This is a genomic window from Streptomyces flavofungini (assembly GCF_041028215.1).
GTDB lineage: Bacteria > Actinomycetota > Actinomycetes > Streptomycetales > Streptomycetaceae > Streptomyces > Streptomyces flavofungini_B.
In genome coordinates, this window is the sequence record NZ_JASKYR010000897.1 from 1 (window position 1) to 3,248 (window position 3,248).

Annotated in this window: 3 protein-coding genes; 1 reads left to right on the plus strand and 2 read right to left on the minus strand. The window is 72.9% G+C overall.

Going from position 1 to position 3,248, the window contains the following annotated elements:
* Positions 1–1,347, plus strand: a 1,347-nt coding sequence (locus AB8Z36_RS36175) for a hypothetical protein (RefSeq protein WP_369217631.1), incomplete at its 5' end; no start/stop codon positions are given.
* A 22-nt stretch (positions 1,348–1,369) separates the two neighbouring features.
* Here AB8Z36_RS36175 and AB8Z36_RS36180 read toward each other — a convergent pair.
* Together AB8Z36_RS36180 and AB8Z36_RS36185 are read right to left on the minus strand one after the other, a co-directional pair.
* Positions 1,370–2,644, minus strand: coding sequence for a phosphodiester glycosidase family protein (locus AB8Z36_RS36180; protein WP_369217632.1), 1,275 nt, complete (start codon positions 2,642–2,644; stop codon positions 1,370–1,372).
* Positions 2,645–2,717: 73 nt separating this feature from the next.
* Positions 2,718–3,092 (minus strand): DUF779 domain-containing protein, encoded by a 375-nt coding sequence (locus tag AB8Z36_RS36185; RefSeq protein WP_369217633.1) that lies wholly within the window; start codon positions 3,090–3,092, stop codon positions 2,718–2,720.
* Positions 3,093–3,248 lie beyond the last annotated feature (156 nt).

Consider the following 3,248-nt stretch of genomic DNA (forward strand, 5'->3'; position numbering starts at 1 on the left):
GCGGGCAGCGGTACGTACCCCTGGAGCGGACCGCTCGGGAGGAAGCCGGGCGTCGACAGCGAGAAGATGGCCGCCCTCGGCGGCGAGTGCGCCACCGTCACCTTCGACCGGCAGGGCCGCATCGTCACCGTGTGCGGCACCTTCACGGGGTTCCTGGTGAAACTGCTCGACCCGCGGAGCCTTGAGACGCTCGCCGAGTACAAGCTGCCCCAGCGGCCCTCCACCGTCGAGGCCATCACCCGGCTCGACTTCTCCAGGATCTTCAAGGACACCTCGGGCGGCGCCTACTCCTACCTCGACGACCAGGACCGCCTCGTGCTCGCCGACTCCCGGCAGCACATCGTCCGGCTCGCCCACGAACGGACGCCCGACGGTGGCTGGCGCTTCGTCGTCGACAAGGAGTGGGACCTCACCGCGCACGTCCCGCACGACTGCGTCTCCTGGACCAACCTTCACCCCAGCGGCGAGTGCGACCCCGTCACCTCCGTCATGCCCGACTGGGAGGGGCGCGTCTGGTGGGTGACACGGCAGGGGCGCGTCGGCACCGTCGCCCCGGACTCCGGTGCCATCCGGTCCGTACGCCTGGACGGCGAGGAGATCCAGAACTCCTTCCAAGTCGCCGAGGACGGAGTCTCCATCGTCTCCGACCACGCGCTCTACAGCTTCCGCGCGGGCCGCGACGGCACCCCGCGGGTCCAGTGGCGGCAGACCTACGACCGCGGCAGCGGCACCAAGCCGGGCTCGGTCAACCAGGGCTCGGGCACGACCCCCGACCTCTTCGGCGAGCACGGCGACTACGTGGCCATCACCGACAACGCCGACGACCGCATGAACGTCCTCGTCTACCGGCGCGGCGCCGGTGTGCCCGACGACGAGCGGCTCGTCTGCAAGGTCCCCGTCTTCGCGCCGGGCGCCTCCACCACCGACAACTCCCTCATCACCTGGGGGGACAGCCTCGTCGTCGAGAACAACTACGGGTACGAGAACATCACCTCGCTCACGCTGGGCCGCAGTGTCGTCGGGGGCGTCAACAGGATCGACGTACGCGAGGACGGCAGCGGCTGCGACACCGTCTGGGAGAGCGACGTGCGCGCACCCTCCACCGTCCCCAAGCTCTCCACCGCCAACGGACTGCTGTACTTCTACACGAAGGAACCGAACCGGCTCGGCGTCGACGCCTGGTACCTCACCGCGGTCGACTTCCGCACCGGCGAGACCAGGTGGAAGCGGCTCGCCGGTACGGGCATCGCCTACGACAACAACTGGGCCCCGGTGACGCTGGGCCCGGACGGGACCGCCTACGTGGGCGTCTTCAACGGCCTGGTCGCGGTGCGGGACACCGAGTAGACCGCGCGGAGCGCGGACGCCGTCACCGGGAGAACACCCCGATGCCGTTCGGCACCGGACGCTCGGCCCCGCCGCTCGGATTGTTCCGTACGGTCACCGCGTCGGCGCCCGGCGCCCGCGCGACCAGCGTGGCCGTCGCCGAGACCAGCGTGGAGGAGCCGCCGCCGTCGAGGCTGAAGCCCTCGGTGGCACCGAGACCGCGCAAGGTGTCGGCCACCTCGGCGATCGTGAGGCCCGAACGGAACTCCGGCGAGCCGTCGAGCGCGAGCAGCAGCAGGCGCCGGCCGTCGTCGGAGATCCCGGCGGCGGTCCGCACCGCCGGGGTCGTCCGGTCGAGGCCGGGCAGCGGCACGCCGCCGCGCAGCACCGGATAGCCGCCGAGGGCGAAGCGGAACGGGATGTGCGACCGGGCGGCCACCAGCCGGTGCTGGACGCCCACCGGGTCACCGAGCGACAGCTTCCGCAGCGCCTGGGCGCCCGCCTCACGGCCCACGAGGACCGTGCTGCCCTCCGCCACGGGACCGCTGCCGGGGGTGTCGGCGCTCGCCACCACCCGCCCGTGACGGACCGTCACCTCATGGGTGTCCGTGCTGCACGGCGCCCCCCGGCTGGTGTCCGTGCCGCAGGTCGCCCGCACCCGCGACACCGAGCCCCAGTCGCTGGTGAACGCCCCGACGGAACCCACCGGCAGCGCGTACTGGTTGAGCCCGCCCAGCGGCAGGCGGGCGTCCGGGGTGCGCACCCGCCCCGTCAGGGTGAGGTCGTCCAGGCGCGCCCTGCGGTCGTAGCCGACGCCGAGCACGGCCTTGGTGGTCACGCCCGGCGGCATCGCGGGCCCGAAGCGCTGGCCGTCGGGGACCGCGCCCTTCAGCGCGCGCCCCGCGGCGATCGCGGGCCCCACGGGCGCGCCGGTCGCCTCGACCCCCGGATGCTGGGTCTCGCTGATGTTGAAGAAGTCGCCGTTGATGCCGCCGACCGCGCCGGAGCCGTCCGCGAGCGCGGAGACGGGCGAGCGCGCGGCGACCTTGCCGGGGTAGAGCAGCCCGACGCTGGTGCGCGGATCGCGCAGGTCGACGTCGAGCACATGGGCGCGGGCCGTGCCGTGCGCGCCGGGCACGTCGAAGTACCGGTAGGCGACGCCGGGCCCGATCTCGGTGACCGCCGCCCGCGCGGTGGCCCCGGGCGCACCACTGGCCGGTGCCGCTCCCGTGAGAGCCGCACCGGCCAGCGCGCCGAGCGTGGTGATGAGGGCGAACGCCGTTCTGAACCGCCCACTGCGTAGTGTCTGCCGGGTCACAGATCCCCCCTGGAGTCGGCCGGGCCCCAACTGCCCCAGTCGACGTAGTAGTTCACCAGACGGGAGGCGGTGGCTATGTTCCGAGCAGCCGGGAACGGATCAGGAAGCGGACGCCTTCCGGGGCCTCCAGTGAGAAGCCGCTGCCCCGGCCCGGCACCACGTCCACGATCAGCCGGGTGTGGCTCCACACCTCGTACTGGCTCTTCGACATCCAGAACGTTACGGGCTCGGCCACGCCCTCGACGGTCAGCGACGCGAGCCGTACGTCCGATTCGCCGGTACGGAATTCACCCTCGGGGAAGCACATGGGCGCGCTGCCGTCGCAGCAGCCGCCGGACTGATGGAACATCAGCGGGCCGTGCCGCTCCCGCAACTGGCGCACCAGCCGGGCGGCTTCGGGGGTGAGCTCGACCCGGGGCACCTCGTCCTTGCTCTCCTGGCGGTCCATGCCAGGACTCTGCACGGCCGCACGTTGCAACGGGGTTGCACCCCGGGCAGGCGTCGACCGATCGGGGGACGGCCGGGCCGTGTCGCCCGGCGCGCGGGCGCGGCCCGKCSCCGCTGGGGCGATGCGCAGGCTCACCGCGACCCTCGTGGCTCTCCT

What these genes read in the sequence shown, in the direction of transcription:
- AB8Z36_RS36185 (WP_369217633.1), bottom strand. Translation starts at nt 3,092, where the DNA reads ATGGACCGCCAGGAGAGCAAGGACGAGGTGCCCCGGGTCGAGCTCACC.